The organism is Citrobacter sp. wls619 (assembly GCF_005281345.1).
In the GTDB taxonomy this organism is placed as follows: Bacteria; Pseudomonadota; Gammaproteobacteria; order Enterobacterales; family Enterobacteriaceae; genus Citrobacter.
In genome coordinates, this window is the sequence record NZ_SZXJ01000099.1 from 23,197 (window position 1) to 41,498 (window position 18,302).

Consider the following 18,302-nt stretch of genomic DNA (forward strand, 5'->3'; position numbering starts at 1 on the left):
GTCAGGGACTCACTTTCAGCAGTTCCCCGTCGGACTCGTCGGTTAATACATACAAATAACCGTCTGGTCCGACGCGCACATCGCGGATTCGTTGCCCTCTGTCATGCAAAATACGCCCGTCTTCCGTCACTGTATTGCCTTTCACGCTTAACACAATCACCCCCTGTTCTTTCAGTGCGCCAATAAACAGCTTGTGTCGCCACTGTGGGAACGTATCGTGGTTATAAAAGGCCATCCCACTGACAGCAGGTGATTTTTCCCAGTAAAAGATAGGCTGCTCGGTGCCCGCCACAATTGAGCCTTTTGCTTCAGGGATGCTGAAACCACTGTAGTTAACGCCCCATGTCGCGATTGGCCATCCATAGTTTTTCCCTTTCTCGGGGATATTGATCTCATCTCCGCCACGCGGACCATGCTCGTTGATCCACAACGCATCGCTCCAGGGATTCATCGCCATCCCCTGCGGATTACGGATGCCATACGACCATATTTCAGCCCGCGCGCCAGTCTGGTTCGCAAACGGGTTATCCGGTGGAATTTTGCCCTCGTCTGTTAGTCGAACCACTTTGCCCTGTAATTTATCCAGCTCCTGAGCGGTTATGCGCTGGTTATTCTCGCCAAGGCCTATAAACAGATAACCTTTGCCATCAAATACCATACGCCCACCAAAATGGTTCCCGGTTGATAACTTAGGCATTTGGCGGAACACCGTCTGGAAGCCCTGCAGGTGTTTACGATCGTCACTTAACCGCCCGTAGCCTACTGCTGTTCCGGCTTTGCCTTCACTGTCAGCTTCCGCAAAGCTAAGCCACACCCGCCGGGATTGGGCAAAATCCGGCGCTAACACCACATCAAGCAAGCCGCCCTGGCCATTCGCCCAAACCTTAGGTACGCCAGTCAGTGGATCGGAAAGCCCCTTATCGGGTTGCCAGAGCCGAAGCTGCCCTCCTCTGAGCGTAATCAGCATACTGCGATTATCCGGTAAAAAGGCCAGCGACCACGGGTGGTCGAGTTTGGTTTGCAGGACCTCCACCTTGACGGCAGCGGCATAGGGGGAAAGCAACGCCAATGAGGCAACACAGAGAAAGAGTCGACGCATAGCACCTCCTTAATGGCTCTGCTTAAAGCGTAGCCAGCAAGGGGAATTATCCCGCCACTTTTACATAATCTTAACGAAAAGGGGGAGCGCCCTCCCCCTGGTTCAGATGTGTTCCAGCGTTGAATAAGCTTGCAAACTCTGGATACTCAGCGTCAGCGTTGTCAGGCAGTTTTCCAGTTTCTCTGCGTTAACGGCAATAAAGTTCGGACAATCATGATGTCCACTCATCAGACAAACAGCGGTGGCGGCTAACGCCCCTTCAGCACGACGCAGGGCATTCCACTCTTCCTGATCAAGATGCATACCGTGGAGCTGTGATTGATCGTGCAACTCGCGATTCAGTTCAAAAAAGTTATCACGCAGACGATCGCTCTCGCTGACTGACATATAGCCTTTCGCTTTTCTCAACAGCAGATAAGCGGCAAGATCGATACGGGCGTTTATCAATTTGTTGAGAAGATCGGTTCTCAGTCTGTCAACAACCATACCTTGTTCCTCCTCTTTCCAACCATGGTGCAACTTAATAGTATGGTTGTTTTTTGCACAAATTGATGCTCTATATCAATAAAGCCTAATTGATTAACATAATTTACAATGTTACAACTTTCGACCTGATGCAGGTGTTGCGCATACGCAAAACATCACGTTTCTGGCGTACCGAACATTTTTTGCTATACCTGAAGTGATTACTGCCATAGCGCTGATTATGAGGGATGTATGTCAAAAGCAAGTGATGCAGAAAAAATACGCACACTATCCAAAATCGATCTGAATTTGCTGACAATTTTCTGTTTGATCTATAGCGTGGGTAGTATTTCCAGAGTCGCTGATATGCTGAACATTTCACCTTCAGCCGTCAGCCAGTCACTACGAAAACTGCGAGAAATGATGGGAGATAATCTCTTCGTCCGTAGCGGAAATGCACTGTTACCAACTGTCTACTCCGATGAACTTTATGACAACACGATCCCGATTATCGACAAGCTATCGACGCTGATGCCGCTTTCCTCTCCGGCGGCGAAAAAAAGGCTAACGCTGTATACCGAGTCATTTATTTCCCCGATTGTTATTCCCGATGTCACAGCCAGAATAATCAATACCGATGCGGATATCAGCCTCCTGCACCTCACCGCTGATTTAAACGAGCAGAGCATTGTTGAGTTATTAAACATGCGCCAGGCCGATGTGGTGTTTTCAACATTTTCCGTTGAATCAGGAAATATCATCTGCCAGAAAATATCTGATATGCGGCTGGTCCTTGTCGCTTCGCAGAATACTGCGTTATACGGAAATGCAATTACAGAGGAGCAGTTCAGAAGTGCCAACCTGGTGGGCTACAATACCAAAAATGAAAAAATAATTTACCACCGGAGTATTGTGGATAAAAAATTCAGAACCGGTGAACGTTGTCTGCTGACCTCTTCTTTTACGGCAATACTGACTATTGTGTCCACAACCCAATGCTTAGGGGTGATCCCGGAAAAGGTATTTGAAACACATGCGCATCTGTATGGTCTTAAAAAGATAAACACACCATTTCCATTACCGCAATTTAGTGTGTTTTCTTCTTCACGCAAAGATGGTGCAGCCCATAAAATACTGTCACCCATTCTGGCTGATTTACAAACAACCTCCCGGTGATAAAATCCCGGGAGATCAAATGCCGCCATTAATAACTACACGCGGATTTTAGCGATACGCCAGATATGGTCAGCATATTCCTGTACCGTTCTGTCTGACGAGAAATACCCCATATTGGCAATATTATGCATCGTCTTTGTCGTCCACTCACGGGGATAACGATATAAATCATCTACCGAATCCTGGCAGTCCACATAGCTGCGGTAATCCGCTAATACCTGATAGTAGTCGCCAAAGTTGATTAACGAATCCAGCACATCTTTGTAGCGTCCGGGTTCTTGTGGGCTGAACACCCCCGTACCCATTTGCGTCAGTACCTGATGTAACTCCGCATCGTTTTCAAAAATACAGCGTGGGTCATAGCCATCGCGACGCAGCGCATCAACCTCACTCGCCGTATTGCCAAAAATAAAGATGTTATCTTCCCCAACGTATTCACGCATTTCTATATTCGCGCCATCCAGCGTACCGATTGTGAGCGCCCCATTCAGCCCAAACTTCATGTTGCTGGTACCGGATGCTTCCGTCCCGGCCAGAGATATTTGTTCAGAAAGATCGGCTGCCGGAATGATCATTTGCGCCAGGCTGACGCTGTAATCCGGGATAAACACCACCTTCAGCTTGCCGCCGATTTGCGGATCGTTATTCACTAATCTCGCCACATCATTAATTAGGCGAATGATCTGTTTCGCCATGTGATAGGACGACGCCGCTTTTCCCGCAAAGATATTCACACGCGGCACCCAGTTTGCATCCGGTGCCGCTTTAATGCGGTTATAGCGAGTAATGACATGGAGCACATTCAGTAACTGCCGCTTATATTCATGAATACGCTTCACCTGCACATCAAACAATGCGCCAGAATCCACTACCACCCCATACTGTGTTGCAATATGGTGCGCCAGTCGCTGCTTGTTTGCGCGTTTCGCTCGATGTACCGCCTCATTCACCGACGGATAATCAATATATTGCTTCAACTCACCCAACTGCATTAACCTGGTCCGCCAGCTATCACCGATATTCTCATCCAGCACTTTTGCAAGCGGAGGATTAGCCAGCGCCAGCCAGCGGCGAGCCGTGACGCCATTGGTCACATTGGTGAAACGCAACGGAAAGATGCGTGCAAAGTCAGCAAACAGCGATTCCGTCATCAATTTGGAATGGAGTGCCGACACGCCGTTTACCTTATGACTAACCACGACGGCCAGCCAGGCCATGCGCACCACGCGACCATGAGATTCATCAATGAGCGATACGCGTTTCAACAGCTCACTGTCATCACGATATCGCTCCTGCAACGTCTTCAGAAAGCGATCGTTAATCTCGAAAATAATCTGCAAGTGACGCGGCAAAATTCGACTCAGCATTTCGACCGGCCATGTCTCCAGCGCCTCACTCATCAGCGTGTGATTGGTGTATGAAAAAATCTGACAGGTCACATCAAACGCGTTATCCCAACTGAACTGGTGATGGTCAATCAGCAGACGCATCAGTTCCGGAATCGCCAATACCGGGTGAGTATCATTGAGGTGAATGGCAATTTTATCCGCCAGATTATCGTAAGTCCGGTGTAACTGGTAATGGCGACTCAGGATATCCTGAATCGTTGCCGAGGCCAGAAAATAAGCCTGCCGCAAGCGCAGTTCTCGTCCGGCATCGGTGGAGTCATCCGGATACAGGACCCGTGAAATCCGATCAAAGTGGTATTTATTTTCCACTTCGGTGGCAAAGTCATCATGTGGATTTAATTTCCCGGCATTGACCTCACTATTCACCTGCACATTCCACAGCCGCAGCGTATTTGTCGTGTCGGTCGCATAGCCGGGAATAATCTGGTCATGTGCGACAGCCAGAATATCCTCGGTTTCAATCCAGCGGGCTTTATTCCCCTCCAGTTGCACACGTCCGCCAAAACGCACTTTATAATGCGTATTATGACGTTTGAACTCCCATGGGTTCCCGTATTCCAGCCAGTAGTCCAGAGACTCTTTTTGAACGCCATCAATGATATTTTGTTTAAACATACCGTAATTGTAGCGAATACCGTAACCGCATCCAGGTAAGCCCAGCGTTGCCAGCGAATCAAGGAAACAGGCCGCCAGACGACCCAGCCCGCCATTTCCAAGCCCAGGGTCATTCTCTTCGTCGATCAGCTCTTCCAGATCCAGCCCCATCGCCTCCAGCGCGCTCCGGACTTCATCATATAAGCCCAAAGACAGTAGCGCATTGGAGAGCGTGCGGCCGATAAGAAACTCCATCGACAGATAATAAACCTGGCGGGCATCCTGAGAGAATTGTGCCCGATTTGAGCGGTGCCACCGCTCAACCATTCGATCGCGTACAGCATATAACGTCGCATTCAACCACTCCCGTTTCGTGGCAATCGCGGGATCTTTACCGATAGTAAATAAAAGCTTATTAGCGATATCATCTCTCAGCTTATCAACATCAGAATCCGGGGTGACCGGCAGCGGTGAAATATACATATGGGCATTACCTTTCATAATATTGTAGGATACGTAACAGACAGGTGAATTATTTAAAATCTGCTTTGCGAGCGTCAGTGTTATTTCGAATGACTTCATGACTGGCGAGAAAACTTAATTCCGACATTAATACCCGCCAACTCAGTCCCGTAGCCAGGGAGATATAATATAAACTCACTCCGTTAGCATACAGTGTTTTAGCCATTTCAAGTTTCGACTTCAAAACAATCTCTTTCAAAATAAACCTCATTAATAACGCTCGACGAGATAAAATTTACGATAATAAGTTTCTATAGCCAAGAAGTGGCACTTAAAGCCGGAATTAGACTCGCTAAACACCTTTCACTAACAGAAACACGCAATGGGTATTCTCTGCGTATTATGCCGATCAGATATAGATGTCGTGTGAAGGCATCTGTATAATCCCCCGATTACGAGCAATGTACAGTATAAGAAAATGGCAAAAATTGGTTTTATATCACTAGGTTGTCCGAAAAACCTCGTCGATTCTGAGCGCATCCTGACCGAACTTCGTACCGAAGGCTATGATGTTGTGCCAAGTTACGACGATGCGGATATGGTCATCGTTAACACCTGCGGCTTTATCGACAGCGCCGTTCAGGAGTCACTGGAAGCCATTGGCGAAGCGCTGAACGAAAACGGCAAAGTGATCGTCACTGGCTGTCTGGGCGCCAAAGTCGATCAGATCCGTGAAGTCCACCCGAAGGTGCTGGAAATTACCGGACCGCACAGCTATGAACAGGTTCTGGAGCACGTGCATCACTACGTGCCGAAGCCGAAGCACAACCCGTTCCAGAGTCTGGTTCCAGAGCAGGGTGTCAAACTGACCCCGCGCCATTATGCCTATTTGAAGATTTCTGAAGGCTGTAATCACCGCTGCACATTCTGCATTATTCCATCCATGCGTGGCGATCTGGTGAGCCGTCCGATTGGCGACGTTCTAAGCGAGGCTAAACGTCTGGTCGATGCGGGCGTGAAAGAGATTCTGGTGATCTCCCAGGATACTTCTGCTTACGGGGTGGATGTGAAGCATCGTACCGGTTTCCATAACGGCGAGCCGGTTAAAACCAGCATGGTTGACCTGTGCGAACAGTTGTCAAAACTGGGCATCTGGACCCGTCTGCACTACGTCTATCCGTATCCGCACGTCGATGATGTGATCCCGCTGATGGCGGAAGGGAAAATCCTGCCGTATCTGGATATCCCACTGCAGCACGCCAGCCCGCGTATTCTGAAACTCATGAAACGCCCTGGTTCTGTGGACCGACAGCTGGCACGGATTAAACAGTGGCGTGAGATCTGCCCTGAACTGACCCTGCGTTCAACGTTTATTGTTGGCTTCCCGGGCGAAACTGAAGAAGACTTCCAGATGCTGCTCGACTTCCTGAAAGAAGCGCGTCTGGACCGCGTCGGCTGCTTTAAATACAGCCCGGTAGAAGGTGCAGGAGCCAACGATCTGCCAGATCAAATCCCGGAAGAGGTAAAAGAAGAACGCTGGAACCGCTTTATGCAACTGCAGCAACAGATCTCTGCTGAACGTTTGCAGGAGAAAGTAGGCCGCGAGATTCTGGTCATCGTTGATGAAGTTGACGAAGAAGGCGCGATTGGTCGAAGTATGGCTGATGCCCCTGAAATCGACGGTGCGGTATATCTGAATGGCGAAACCAACGTGAAGCCTGGCGACATCCTCCGCGTGAAAGTCGAAAACGCAGATGAATACGACCTGTGGGGCACGCGCGTTTAAATAGCGTAACCCAACGTAGGCCGGATAAGGCATTTATGCCGCATCCGGCAGTGCCTGATGGCGACGCTGAAGCGTCTTATCAGGCCTACGGTTCACCCTTTAATTTTCGGATCCAGCGCGTCGCGCAACCCATCCCCCAGCAGGTTAAACGCCAGCACCGTCAGGAATATCGCCACCGCCGGGAAAATTGCCACGTGGGGCGCAATCACCATATCAGCCCGCGCTTCATTGAGCATGGCTCCCCATTCCGGCGTCGGCGGCTGTGCCCCTAAACCGAGGAAGGACAGACTTGCGGCAGAAATGATTGACGTCCCGATACGCATGGTGAAAAAAACCACGATTGAAGAGACCGTACCCGGCAAAATATGGTTAAAGATAATGGTCGCGTCGCTGGCACCAATGCTGCGTGCTGACTCAATAAATGTCTGTTGCTTAAGCACCAACGTATTGCCACGAACCAGTCGCGCAAAAGCCGGAATGGAAAACACCGCAACCGCAATGATCACATTCGCAATCCCGCTTCCCAACACCGCCACCACAGCTATTGCCAGCAAAATCCCTGGAAAGGCAAACAGTACGTCACAGATACGCATAATCAGCCGATCCCACCAGCCTTCGTAATATCCGGCCAGCAGCCCCAGCACCGTGCCAATCGCCGCACCAATAAAGACGGCAAAGACCCCGGCCGCCAGCGAAATTTGTGCACCAACCAGTACGCGGCTAAAAATATCCCTGCCTAACGAATCCACGCCAAACCAGTGCAGCATCGACGGTCCGTCATTCAGCCGGTCGTAATCGAAGTAGTTTTCAGCATCAAACGGCGTCAGCCAACGGGCAAAGATGGCCACCAGGATCAGGGCCAGCACAAATAACCCCGCGATCATCGCAACATGTTGACGACGAAAACGACGCCAGAACTCATGCCACGGCGTACGTATTTGATCTGGCTTAACGAGGGGCATCGCATTTAAAATCGCCTGTCGGCGCCAGTTAAAAAATCGCATCCTTACTTGTACCTGATAGCCGGATTAATGGCGGCATAGAGCACATCCACCACTAAGTTGATAAGAATAAATTCCAGGGAAAATAACAGCACTTCGGCCTGGATCACCGGATAGTCACGCATTTCAACTGAGTCGACCAACAAGCGCCCAAGCCCAGGCCAGTTGAAGACCTTCTCAACCACAATCGAGCCACCCAGCAAAAAGCCAAACTGCAGCCCCATCATCGTGACAACCGGGATCATCGCGTTACGCAGACCATGTTTTAGCACCACCCAGGTTTCGCTCACTCCCTTCGCCCGCGCGGTGCGCATATAGTCCTCGCTAAGCACATCGACAAACGAGGCGCGGGTAAAACGGGCGAGTACCGCCGCCACCGCCGCCCCTAGCGTGATTGAAGGGAGAATGTAGTGCAACCAGGTATCCGCGCCTACGGTTGGTAGCCAACCCAACTCAACGGAAAAGATCTGCATTAACAGCATACCAAGCGCAAAGGCCGGGAAAGAGATCCCAGTGACCGCCAGCGTCATACTCAACCTGTCAGGCCAGCGGTTGCGCCAAACAGCGGCAATGATCCCCGCCGTCATACCAAACAAAACCGCCCACGCCATGCTGGCGATCGTCAGCCACAGCGACGGCATAAAACGGCTGGCAATCTCGTCGGCAACCGGACGGCGAGAAACCATCGAGGTACCGAAATCGCCTTGTAATACGTTGGTCATGTAATGCCAGAATTGAACGTGCAGCGGCTGATCGAGGCCCAACTGCCGACGTACCAACTCAATCACCTCTGCATCGGCCTCCGGTCCGGCAATAAGCCGCGCCGGATCGCCGGGTAGCAAGTGAACAAATAAAAACACCAGCACCGCCACAATTAACAGCGTCGGAATCAACCCCAGCAGGCGCTTGAAAACATAGTTGAGCATCAGACTCCCTTCGCCGGCCCCGTCCAGGCAGGGCCGAATGAATAGCTTATTTCAAATCCGCGTCATCAAAACTAAACCCGGTGTCAGGCATGATCCAGAATCCGGTCAAATTCGTACTGTGCGCCGAGATCAGTTTTTCCACCACCAGCGGGATCCACGGCGACTCTTTCCAGATAATATCCTGCGCGTCTTTGTACAACTGCGCTTTTTGCGCCGGATCGTTGGTCTGCAATGCCGCCGTTAAATCAGTGTCCACCTGCTTGTTACTGTAGAACGCAGTATTAAACAAGGTTGGCGGCCAGTTTTGTGACGCAAACAGCGGCGACAGCGCCCAGTCCGCTTCGCCCGTAGACGCCGACCAGCCGGTGTAGAACATCCGTACCCCGCTTTCTTTCTGCGCCTTGCCCTCGACTTCTGCGGCCCGCTGCCCAGCATCCATCGCAGTGACCTGAGCCTTCACGCCCACCTGCGCCAGCTGCTGCTGAGTAAATTGCAGCACTTTCTGCGCGGTGCTGTGGTTATGGGATGACCACAGCGTGGTGGTAAAGCCGTTGGGATAACCCGCTTCTTTCAGCAATTCGCGTGCTTTTGCCGGATCGTAAGGCCACGGCGTGTAGCTTTGCGCATAGGCTATCGATGGCGGAAGAACGCCAGTTGCCGGCGTGGCATAACCCGCAAACGCCACTTTCACCAACGCCTGACGGTTGATGGCATAATTCAACGCCTCGCGCACCTTCGGATTATCGAACGGTTTTTGCGTGACGTTCATGCTGATATAACGCTGCATAATAGACGGGCTGGCGACCAGTTCCAGGTTTTTATTCTTCGCCAGTAACGCTGCCTGCTCGTACGGAATAGGGAAAGCAAACTGCGCTTCCCCGGTTTGCAGCATTGCCGCACGCGTATTGTTGTCCGTTACCGGACGCCAGGTAATCGTATCAAGCTTTGGCAACCCTTGCTGCCAGTAGCCCGCGAACTTCTTAACTTTGACAAAGTCGGTCTGATTCCAGGTTTCAAGCTGATACGGCCCCGTCCCTACCGGATGGAAGCCTATCTCTTTCCCGTATTTCTCCAGCGCGGCCGGAGATATCATCGCCGTAGCCGGATGCGCCAGAATATTGATAAAGGCAGAGAATGGCTGCTTCAGCGTAATCTTCACCGTAGCGGGATCAACCACCTCGGTTTTATCGATATTCTTATACAGGTTATAGCGTTTAAGATGATTTTCCGGATTGCTGGCGCGATCGAGGTTGGCTTTTACCGCAGCCGCATTGAAATCAGTCCCATCCTGAAACTTCACGCCCTGTCGCAGTTTAACGGTGTACGTCAGGCCATCATCAGAAACGGTATAGCTTTCCGCCAGCACATTTTTCAGCTTCATCTCTTTATCAAGGCCAAACAGTCCCTGGTAAAACGACTTGGCGACCGCCTGCGACAACGTGTCGTTGGCATCATAAGGGTCGAGCGTGGTGAAATTAGACCCTACCGCAACCACCACATCTTTGGCAGCCCAGGACGGGGATGCAGCCAGCGCTGAGGCGACCCCCAGAGCAACCAGCCATTTACGGGCAACAATTTTTGTCATGTTATTTTCCTTAAACCCTGCCTGCCTGTCATAAACGCGAAAGCGCATTTTCCGCTGACGCACGCGCAACATAATGCCCCGGTTCTACTAACTGTAGTGAAACCGGGGGGATCTCTTCACCGCGTTTGCGGATATTACTGGGGATATCATCCGACAACAGCACGCGCTGTGGCCTTTGATGCGATGGATCGGCAACCGGGACTGCCGCCATCAGTTTTCGCGTGTAGGGATGCTGTGGATTTTCAAACACCGCCCGTCGGGTGCCGATCTCAACAATCTGCCCCAGGTACATCACCGCCACGCGGTGACTAATACGCTCCACCACCGCCATATCGTGGGAAATAAACAGGTACGCAATACCCATTTCCCGCTGTAGGTCGAGCAACAGATTAATAATTTGCCCGCGAATCGAGACATCCAGTGCCGAGACGGACTCATCGGCAATGATCACTTTTGGATTGAGCGCCAACGCCCGGGCTATACAGATACGTTGCCGCTGACCGCCGGAAAATTCATGCGGATAGCGCCAGGCGTGCTCAGGCAGCAACCCGACACGCTCCAGCAACCATGCGACCCGTTTTGTCGCTGCATCACCTTGTAACAAACCGTGCACCCGCAGTGGCTCTAAGATGGAGTATCCCACCGTCTGGCGGGGGTCGAGCGACGCATAAGGGTCCTGGAAGATAAACTGGATATCCCGACGCAGCGGCTGCAACTTGCTGGCAGCCAGGGTATCAATGCGTTGTCCATTGAAGAAAATCTCCCCACGCTGGGACTCCACCAGACGCAACAATGCCCGCCCGGTCGTTGATTTACCGCAACCCGACTCGCCAACCAGTGAAAGCGTTTCACCGGGCCAGAGATCAAAACTGACGTTTTCCACCGCATGCACCTCGCGGGTCACGCGATTAAGGATGCCGCTACGCAGGGGAAAACGTGTCACCAGGTTGCGAACCCGCAGAATCGGCTCTCCCTCAACCACCGTGTCCTGCTCGGTTTGAGGTTCAACATGATGAGGATCGTGCAGAGAAATAAGCGGGAAGCGTCGCGGAAGGTCGTGCCCGCGCATCTCCCCAAGTTGCGGCACAGCCGCCAACAGCGCTTGAGTGTAAGGATGCTGCGGAGCATGAAAAATGTGCTCAACGCTGCCTGTTTCGACCGCTTCGCCCTGGTACATCACCAGCACACGGTCAGCGATATCTGCCACCACGCCCATATCGTGGGTGATAAAAATGACCCCCATCGACATCTCTTGCTGCAGCACTTTTATCAGTTGCAGGATCTGCGCCTGAATAGTGACGTCCAGCGCCGTCGTCGGCTCATCAGCAATCAACACCGCTGGTCGGCATGATAGCGCCATGGCAATCATCACTCGCTGGCGCATTCCGCCGGAAAGCTGATGTGGATAGCGCGATAAAATGGCCTTCGATTCGGGGATTCGAACCTGGTCAAGCATGCGCTTGGCTTCCACCATTGCCTCTTCGCGACTGGCTCCCTGGTGAAGGCGAATGGACTCAGCGATCTGCTCGCCGACGGTAAACACCGGGTTGAGCGACGTCATCGGCTCCTGAAAAATCATCGCGATATCCGCGCCGCGCACATGGCGCATCTGGGCTGCGCTCTGCTCGCCGAGTTCAATCACCTGCCGATTGCGCCGCCGTAGCAACATCGCATCACAGCTTACCTCGCCGCCCGCCTGTTCAATCAGACGCATCAGCGACAAGGCCGTTACCGATTTGCCGGAACCCGATTCGCCAACAATCGCCAGCGTTTCTCCACGTTTCAGGCGAAACGACAGATTTCGGACGGCGCTGATACGCTGCTGCTCTTGTTCGAAGGCGATATTCAGGTTGCTGACGGCCAGTACGTCACTGACATCAAGCTCATCACTGTGTGGCAACGCTATCTCCTTTTTCCCGATAAATACCGGTGGTTGGCGTATCGCCAGCGTATCCCCATGCGCGGTACATACCTTCGCTGTTAAACGGCAAAGCCACATTACCTTCATGATCGATAGCAATTAATCCACCGCTGCCGCCCAGCGCCGGCAACTTTTCCATCACCACGCGCTCGCACGCCTCTGACAGACTCAGGCCGCCATAATCCATCAGCGCCGCAATGTCATAGGCCGCCAGCGCACGAATGAATACTTCTCCGGTTCCCGTACATGAAACCGCAACGCTGGCATTGTTGGCATAGCAACCTGCGCCAACCAGAGGACTGTCGCCCACCCGCCCCGGTAATTTGTTGGTCATTCCACCGGTCGAGGTCGCCGCAGCCAGATTGCCGAAAACATCCAGCGCCACCGCGCCGACGGTGCCCATTTTGGTGCTCTCATCCAGCGGAGTGCCGCTATGATCAAGTACCGTTTTCCCCTCAGCACGCGCCGCCAGCAGTTGCGCATAGCGTTCAGGGGTAGAGAACACATCAGCAGAAACCCGTTCCATGCCCTGCGCAATGGCAAAATTTTCCGCCCCTTCGCCAATCATCATGACGTGAGGACTGCGTTCCATCACCAGACGCGCCGCGAGGATCGGGTTGCGCAGATGACTGACTCCGGCAACAGCACCCGCTTGCAGGGTATTACCATCCATGACGCAGGCATCCAGTTCATGGGTTTCATCACGGGTATACACAGCACCAATTCCGGCGTTAAACAGAGGGCACTCTTCCAGTAGGCGCACGGCCTCAGTGACAACATCCAGCGCGCTACGGCCCGCTTCCAGCATACGTTGACCGGTTTCAACGATTTCTGACAGCGCCTGTATGTAACGCAACTCCTGCTCCTGGCTTAGCTCTGCGCGGGTTATTGCCCCAGCGCCGCCGTGAATTGCAATGACTGCTTTGCCCATTTTTTTCATCCATTAAGGTGGCAGGTAACGGGGTTATAAATATCAGAATTTCTGTGAGTTATTGATTCGATTTTTGAATATAGAAAGATGCAGACGTCATGTAAAGGTAAAGGCCCCTTCTACAGAGCCAATCCGTTTAACCTACGGATAGCGGCAAAATAAGCGGCGGTTGTTCACGAATACGCCAGGCTTATTCCCGATGCGGTTAGATAAACTATTTCAGCAGCCCGGCAATCTGTGTTTTTGCGTACCCGACAAAACGTTCAACCGACGGCATCGATACGCCCCAATCCACGGTGGTTAACCCCAGATACTCCGCACGCGCAGCCTGCAGCGTGGCGGCATGCTCAGTGGGCAATTGCGGTATCAGCCAGGATGCGGCCGTCTCTTTAGCAACAATATTACCGGTCACGACGCTATACCAGATTCGCGCCAGAGTAAGGATGATATTGCGCTCATCCCCTTCTAAATCGGCCGGTTTCTGCCACATATCCAGGATATGTCGAAATGTTTGTACGATATCGCTAAAAGGGATGACGTTAAATAATGTCTCAGCGGGTTTACCGAACAACGGTACGCTGGCACGCCGGGCCTGGGTCAGCAGAATGGCAAGGTCAGGATCCACCTGCGCCGGTTCATACACGCCAGCGCAGATATCTTCACGCAACCATTCACCAAACTGCATTTCTCTCGCTGGTGGAAATCGCCACGGTACAATCTGCGAGAACAGTACAACGGTCACTTCCAGCGCCCGATAGCTATCGGCACTGCCCGGCGGGGCTGATATTTCCAGAAAACCCTGCATCAATTCTTTTCTTTGCTGCGTATCCAGCGGTTGCCTGATGGTAACCAGTAAATCGACGTCGCTTTGGGGTTTTAATCCCCCTTCAACTGCAGAACCATACAAATGAATGGCAACCAGATTCCCCTCGAAAATCTGGCGGATGAGCGCACTGGCGGCATCCGCCTGGCGTCGAATGGCGTCCGGAATATGATGAGTCATTTAGCCCCCAGGGAAAAAAGCAGAATCATTGAGTTTATACGGCATTTTTCCTGTAGCGCTATCCTCTGGCAGAAAACCGTTATCCGATCCGATCCTAAGCCTGAGGTGGCATACTGTCCGCGTCCATTTTCTGACATAATAACCGGATTCGATTTTGCCCCGCAGGAGTCTTCACATGGAATTTACCGCCGGACTGATGCCGCTTGAAACGGCTCTCTCTCAGATGCTTTCGCGTATTACCCCACTCACCGCCGTCGAAACGCTGCCGCTGGTTCAATGCTTTGGCCGCATTCTGGCCACCGATGTCGTCTCCCCGATTGATGTGCCGGGATTCGATAACTCGGCAATGGATGGCTATGCGGTGCGATTAGCCGATTTACAATCTGATCAGCCTCTGGCTGTGGCAGGCAAAGCTTTTGCCGGTCAGCCTTTCCATGGTGAATGGCCTGCGGGAACCTGCATTAGAATTATGACGGGCGCCCCGGTACCCGCCGGTTGTGAAGCCGTCGTCATGCAGGAGCAGACTGAACAAACTGACGACGGTATTCGTTTTACCGCCGACGTCCGCAGCGGACAAAATATTCGTCTGCGCGGTGAAGATATCGCCAACGGCGCGGTGGTATTCCCCGCCGGAACTCGTCTGACAACCGCAGAACTTCCTGTTCTGGCCTCGCTCGGTATTGCCGAAGTACCGGTCGTTCGCAAAGTCCGCGTGGCGCTGTTCTCTACAGGCGATGAGCTGCAACTGCCGGGTCAGCCGCTGGGAGACGGACAGATTTATGACACCAACCGTCTGACCGTTCACCTGATGCTGCAACAGTTGGGCTGTGAAGTGATCAACTTAGGGATTATCCGCGACGATCCTAACGCGCTACGCGCCGCATTTATCGAAGCCGACAGCCAGGCCGATGTTGTCATCAGCTCCGGCGGCGTGTCGGTGGGTGAAGCAGACTACACCAAAACCATTCTGGAAGAGCTGGGAGAAATTGCCTTCTGGAAATTGGCCATCAAACCGGGTAAACCGTTCGCTTTCGGCAAACTGAGCAACAGCTGGTTTTGCGGCCTGCCGGGAAACCCGGTCTCCGCGGCCCTCACGTTCTATCAACTGGTACAACCATTACTGGCGAAACTCAGCGGTAACACCGCCTGCGGGCTGCCGCCACGCCAGCGCGTGCGCACCGCATCACGCCTGAAGAAAACGCCTGGCCGTCTGGATTTTCAGCGCGGTGTATTGCAGCGTACCGCAGAAGGCGAACTGGAAGTCACCACTACCGGACATCAGGGGTCGCATATTTTTAGCTCCTTTAGCCTCGGCAACTGCTTTATCGTGCTGGAGCGCGATCGCGGTAACGTTGAAGCTGGCGAGTGGGTAGAAGTCGAGCCGTTTAACGCCCTGTTTGGAGGCCTGTAATGGCGGAACTCAGCGACCAGGAGATGATGCGCTATAACCGGCAAATCATTCTGCGCGGCTTCGATTTTGAAGGTCAGGAAGCGCTCAAAGAAGCACGGGTACTGGTCGTGGGTCTGGGCGGGCTCGGTTGTGCGGCCACCCAGTATCTGGCGGGCGCTGGCGTCGGGCAGTTAACCCTGCTCGACTTTGACACCGTGTCCGTCTCAAACCTGCAACGCCAGACGTTGCATAGTGACGCAACCGTTGGCCAGCCAAAAGTAGAGTCGGCACGCGACGCGCTGGCGCGGATTAATCCTTATATCGCTATTACGCCGGTGAATGCCCTTCTCGACGATACCGCAATTCATGCGCTGATCGCCGAACACGATTTGGTGCTGGACTGCACCGATAACGTCAGTATCCGCAATCAGCTGAATGCCGGCTGTTTCGCCGCAAAGATTCCGCTGGTATCCGGCGCGGCAATCCGCATGGAAGGACAAATTACGGTCTTCACATACCAGGAGGGTGAGCCCTGCTATCGCTGCCTGAGCCGCCTGTTCGGTGAAAATGCCCTGACCTGTGTAGAAGCGGGTGTAATGGCTCCTCTCATCGGTGTGATAGGTTCACTTCAGGCGATGGAAGCCATTAAGCTGCTGGCAAACTACGGTAAACCGGCATCCGGTAAAATCGTGATGTATGACGCCATGACCTGCCAGTTTCGCGAAATGAAGCTGATGCGTAATCCAGGGTGTGAGGTTTGTAGTCGGTAAAAAAGTCGGGTGGCGGCTTCGCCTTACCCGACCTACAACGGCCCGAACGCAGGCCGGGTAAGCGTTAGCGCCACCCGGCAACAGCATCAGAGAGACGTCCGCCCAAACGCGCTCTGCCAGTCGTGTTCAAACTTCGCCACAGCGGCATCAACCGCCGGGGCGCTAATCAGTTGCTGAGCGACATCCAGCGGCAGCGTAATGGCTTCGCAGCCCGCCAGCAGGCAGTCCAGCGCCTGGCGTGGGGTTTTAAAACTGGCGGCCAGTACTTTGGCGTGCGGGGCATGCATTTTCAGTAAGCGCTGCAGGGCGTTCACCGTCTGAATGCCGTCTCCCCCCTGTGCATCCACGCGATTAACATAGGGTGCAATATACTCTGCGCCAGCCAGCGCAGCTAATAGCCCCTGAGCAGCACCGTATACCGCGGTACCCAGCGTCGGGATCCCTTCTTTCTTCAGCAGCTTAATCGCCGCCAGACCTTCAGCTGTGACCGGCACTTTCACCACAATCTCAGGAATAATCGTCCGTAGCTTACGCGCATCGCTGACCATACCTTCGGCGGTGGTCGCCATTACCTGAGCAAACAGACGTCCTTGCCCTCCCATCGCTTCCTGCAATTGCGGCAGGAGCACGTCCAGCGTCTGCTTACCTGCCGCCACAATGCTCGGATTGGTTGTCACCCCCGCCAGCGGAAAAACACGCGCCAGCGCTTTTACCGCCGCAACGTCAGACGTATCTAAATAGAGTTCCATAACCTTTCCTCAACCGAATAATTAGCATGAATAAAAGGTAGCACGGCGAAACCTCACGGTTAGTTGACGCACGTCAATATAACTTTCATTCGAAAGTAATTTAATCTTTATACGAAAGAAAAGAGGCCGCTTATGATTTTTAATATTCAGCGCTATTCCACTCACGATGGCCCCGGTATTCGTACCGTGGTGTTCCTTAAAGGATGCTCACTGGGCTGCCGCTGGTGCCAGAATCCGGAAAGCCGCGCCCGCACGCAGGATCTGCTCTATGACGCGCGTTTGTGCCTCGAGGGTTGCGATCTGTGTGCGCAGGCTGCACCGGAAGTGGTTGAACGTGCGCTGAATGGCCTGCTTATTCACCGTGAAAAACTGACCGATGAGGCCATCACGGCGCTGACCCACTGCTGTCCGACGCAGGCACTGACCGTCTGCGGAGAGATAAAAAGCGTGGACGAGATCATGGCGACCGTCCTGCGTGACAAACCGTTTTACGATCGCAGCGGAGGGGGGCTCACCCTGTCCGGCGGCGAACCGTTTATGCAGCCAGAGCTGGCGGCAGCGTTGCTCAAAGCCAGCCACGATGTCGGCATTCATACGGCGGTAGAAACGTGTCTACATGTTCCGTGGAAGTATATTGAGCCGTCATTACCTGACGTTGACCTGTTCCTGGCCGATTTAAAACATGTGGCCGACGCCCCGTTTAAACAGTGGACCGATGGGCGTGCCTCTCGCGTACTGGAAAATCTAAAAAAACTGGCCGCCGCCGGTAAAAAAATGATCATCCGCGTACCGCTGATTCAGGGATTCAATGCCAACGCTGAAGATATTCAGGCCATTACCGATTTTGCTGCCGACGAACTGCACGTCGATGAGATCCATTTTTTGCCCTATCACACCCTGGGCATCAACAAATACCACTTACTCAGTCAACCCTACAACGCACCGGATAAACCGCTTGATGCGCCTGCGCTGCTCGAATTTGCCCAGCAGTACGCCAGCCTTAAAGGTTTAACCGCGACCCTACGAGGATAATCG

The 18,302-nt window shown here is 52.8% G+C and carries 15 protein-coding genes; 5 read left to right on the forward strand and 10 right to left on the reverse strand.

Annotated elements, in window-relative coordinates; all coding sequences use genetic code 11:
• Nucleotide 1 precedes the first annotated feature (1 nt).
• The gene (locus FDX19_RS21385; RefSeq protein ID WP_137384295.1) at nucleotides 2–1,099 is read right to left on the reverse strand and encodes a PQQ-dependent sugar dehydrogenase; all 1,098 of its coding nucleotides are present in this window, start codon (nucleotides 1,097–1,099) and stop codon (nucleotides 2–4) included.
• Nucleotides 1,100–1,201: 102 nt separating this feature from the next.
• Nucleotides 1,202–1,585 carry a biofilm formation regulator BssR gene (gene bssR / locus FDX19_RS21390; RefSeq protein WP_137384296.1) on the reverse strand — a complete coding sequence of 128 codons (384 nt, stop codon included), beginning with the start codon at nucleotides 1,583–1,585 and terminating at the stop codon, nucleotides 1,202–1,204.
• A 231-nt stretch (nucleotides 1,586–1,816) separates the two neighbouring features.
• Here bssR and FDX19_RS21395 point away from each other — a divergent pair, with 231 nt between their 5' ends.
• A complete protein-coding gene (locus tag FDX19_RS21395; RefSeq protein ID WP_137384297.1) occupies nucleotides 1,817–2,740 on the forward strand; it encodes a LysR family transcriptional regulator in 924 nt (307 codons plus the stop codon).
• A 35-nt stretch (nucleotides 2,741–2,775) separates the two neighbouring features.
• Here the strand turns inward: FDX19_RS21395 and glgP are convergent, their stop codons facing one another.
• A complete protein-coding gene (glgP, locus tag FDX19_RS21400; protein ID WP_137384298.1) occupies nucleotides 2,776–5,226 on the reverse strand; it encodes a glycogen phosphorylase in 2,451 nt (816 codons plus the stop codon).
• A 457-nt stretch (nucleotides 5,227–5,683) separates the two neighbouring features.
• On the opposite strand from glgP, the gene rimO reads away from it, so the two are divergent.
• Entirely contained in the window at nucleotides 5,684–6,991 is a 1,308-nt protein-coding gene (gene rimO / locus FDX19_RS21410; RefSeq protein WP_137384300.1) for a 30S ribosomal protein S12 methylthiotransferase RimO, read from the forward strand.
• A gap of 92 nt (nucleotides 6,992–7,083) precedes the next feature.
• Here the strand turns inward: rimO and gsiD are convergent, their stop codons facing one another.
• The 6 genes from gsiD to FDX19_RS21440 all read right to left on the reverse strand — a co-directional run bounded on the left by gsiD (nucleotide 7,084) and on the right by FDX19_RS21440 (nucleotide 14,358).
• Entirely contained in the window at nucleotides 7,084–7,995 is a 912-nt protein-coding gene (gene gsiD / locus FDX19_RS21415; protein WP_137384301.1) for a glutathione ABC transporter permease GsiD, read from the reverse strand.
• A gap of 2 nt (nucleotides 7,996–7,997) precedes the next feature.
• Nucleotides 7,998–8,918 (reverse strand): glutathione ABC transporter permease GsiC, encoded by a 921-nt coding sequence (gene gsiC / locus FDX19_RS21420; RefSeq protein ID WP_137384302.1) that lies wholly within the window; start codon nucleotides 8,916–8,918, stop codon nucleotides 7,998–8,000.
• A gap of 46 nt (nucleotides 8,919–8,964) precedes the next feature.
• A complete protein-coding gene (gsiB, locus tag FDX19_RS21425; protein WP_137384303.1) occupies nucleotides 8,965–10,503 on the reverse strand; it encodes a glutathione ABC transporter substrate-binding protein GsiB in 1,539 nt (512 codons plus the stop codon).
• Nucleotides 10,504–10,531: 28 nt separating this feature from the next.
• Entirely contained in the window at nucleotides 10,532–12,403 is a 1,872-nt protein-coding gene (gene gsiA, locus FDX19_RS21430) for a glutathione ABC transporter ATP-binding protein GsiA (RefSeq protein ID WP_137384304.1), read from the reverse strand.
• Nucleotides 12,390–13,355 (reverse strand): beta-aspartyl-peptidase, encoded by a 966-nt coding sequence (gene iaaA / locus FDX19_RS21435; RefSeq protein WP_137384305.1) that lies wholly within the window; start codon nucleotides 13,353–13,355, stop codon nucleotides 12,390–12,392. Before iaaA ends, gsiA begins: the two co-directional genes overlap by 14 nt.
• 214 nt (nucleotides 13,356–13,569) lie before the next feature.
• Nucleotides 13,570–14,358 (reverse strand): aminoglycoside adenylyltransferase family protein, encoded by a 789-nt coding sequence (locus tag FDX19_RS21440; RefSeq protein WP_137384306.1) that lies wholly within the window; start codon nucleotides 14,356–14,358, stop codon nucleotides 13,570–13,572.
• 175 nt (nucleotides 14,359–14,533) lie between these two features.
• Between FDX19_RS21440 and moeA the strand changes: the two genes are divergently transcribed.
• Together moeA and moeB are read left to right on the forward strand one after the other, a co-directional pair.
• Nucleotides 14,534–15,769 (forward strand): molybdopterin molybdotransferase MoeA, encoded by a 1,236-nt coding sequence (moeA, locus tag FDX19_RS21445; protein ID WP_137384307.1) that lies wholly within the window; start codon nucleotides 14,534–14,536, stop codon nucleotides 15,767–15,769.
• On the forward strand, nucleotides 15,769–16,518 hold the full coding sequence (moeB, locus tag FDX19_RS21450; protein WP_137384308.1) for a molybdopterin-synthase adenylyltransferase MoeB: 750 nt from the start codon (nucleotides 15,769–15,771) through the stop codon (nucleotides 16,516–16,518). Before moeA ends, moeB begins: the two co-directional genes overlap by 1 nt.
• Before the next feature lie 86 nt (nucleotides 16,519–16,604).
• Here the strand turns inward: moeB and fsa are convergent, their stop codons facing one another.
• Nucleotides 16,605–17,267, reverse strand: coding sequence for a fructose-6-phosphate aldolase (gene fsa, locus FDX19_RS21455; protein WP_137384309.1), 663 nt, complete (start codon nucleotides 17,265–17,267; stop codon nucleotides 16,605–16,607).
• Nucleotides 17,268–17,399: 132 nt separating this feature from the next.
• Here fsa and FDX19_RS21460 point away from each other — a divergent pair, with 132 nt between their 5' ends.
• Nucleotides 17,400–18,299, forward strand: a complete 900-nt coding sequence (locus FDX19_RS21460) for a glycyl-radical enzyme activating protein (RefSeq protein WP_137384310.1) — start codon at nucleotides 17,400–17,402, stop codon at nucleotides 18,297–18,299.
• Nucleotides 18,300–18,302 lie beyond the last annotated feature (3 nt).

Coding starts and splice junctions, on each gene's coding strand:
- iaaA (WP_137384305.1), bottom strand. CDS start 13,355: ATGGGCAAAGCAGTCATTGCAATTCACGGCGGCGCTGGGGCAATAACC.
- gsiC (WP_137384302.1), bottom strand. CDS start 8,918: ATGCTCAACTATGTTTTCAAGCGCCTGCTGGGGTTGATTCCGACGCTG.
- gsiD (WP_137384301.1), bottom strand. CDS start 7,995: ATGCGATTTTTTAACTGGCGCCGACAGGCGATTTTAAATGCGATGCCC.
- moeA (WP_137384307.1), top strand. CDS start 14,534: ATGGAATTTACCGCCGGACTGATGCCGCTTGAAACGGCTCTCTCTCAG.
- FDX19_RS21395 (WP_137384297.1), top strand. CDS start 1,817: ATGTCAAAAGCAAGTGATGCAGAAAAAATACGCACACTATCCAAAATC.
- fsa (WP_137384309.1), bottom strand. CDS start 17,267: ATGGAACTCTATTTAGATACGTCTGACGTTGCGGCGGTAAAAGCGCTG.
- FDX19_RS21385 (WP_137384295.1), bottom strand. CDS start 1,099: ATGCGTCGACTCTTTCTCTGTGTTGCCTCATTGGCGTTGCTTTCCCCC.
- FDX19_RS21460 (WP_137384310.1), top strand. CDS start 17,400: ATGATTTTTAATATTCAGCGCTATTCCACTCACGATGGCCCCGGTATT.
- gsiB (WP_137384303.1), bottom strand. CDS start 10,503: ATGACAAAAATTGTTGCCCGTAAATGGCTGGTTGCTCTGGGGGTCGCC.
- rimO (WP_137384300.1), top strand. CDS start 5,684: ATGGCAAAAATTGGTTTTATATCACTAGGTTGTCCGAAAAACCTCGTC.
- moeB (WP_137384308.1), top strand. CDS start 15,769: ATGGCGGAACTCAGCGACCAGGAGATGATGCGCTATAACCGGCAAATC.
- glgP (WP_137384298.1), bottom strand. CDS start 5,226: ATGTATATTTCACCGCTGCCGGTCACCCCGGATTCTGATGTTGATAAG.
- FDX19_RS21440 (WP_137384306.1), bottom strand. CDS start 14,358: ATGACTCATCATATTCCGGACGCCATTCGACGCCAGGCGGATGCCGCC.
- bssR (WP_137384296.1), bottom strand. CDS start 1,585: ATGGTTGTTGACAGACTGAGAACCGATCTTCTCAACAAATTGATAAAC.